Source organism: Staphylococcus argensis (genome assembly GCF_002902305.1).
Taxonomy (GTDB): Bacteria; Bacillota; Bacilli; order Staphylococcales; family Staphylococcaceae; genus Staphylococcus; species Staphylococcus argensis.
The window spans coordinates 1-357 of the sequence record NZ_PPPX01000014.1 but is presented as its reverse complement, the minus strand read 5'-3'; the positions used below and the strand labels follow the sequence as shown (position 1 = coordinate 357).

Genomic DNA, 357 nt, shown 5'->3' with positions numbered 1-357 from the left:
CGCTAAAACGCAACCAGGCAAACCAGTAGAAGTACCGCAAACTAAGGATAAAAATATCCCACCAGGTACAGAATTCGAAGGACCTAAAGATGTACCGTCAGGCTGGACAGTAGACGTAGATCCTAATACAGGAAAAATCACAGTAACACCACCGGCGAATGCGACACCAGGTACTGAGGTAAATATCCCAGTCACAGTACACTATCCAGACGGTTCAACTGAGACAACGAACGCGAAAGTAACAGTAACACCTAAAGATCCAAGCGAAACAGATGCTGGTCAACATGACCCAGGTTACGAAGACGCTAAAACGCAACCAGGCAAACCAGTAGAAGTACCGCAAACTAAGGATAAAAA

Annotated in this window: 1 protein-coding gene; it reads left to right on the top strand. The window is 45.4% G+C overall.

The window, feature by feature from the left end; translation table 11 throughout:
- Positions 1-357: YPDG domain-containing protein (locus CD039_RS11890; RefSeq protein ID WP_167386249.1), on the top strand; the 357-nt coding region annotated here is incomplete at both ends.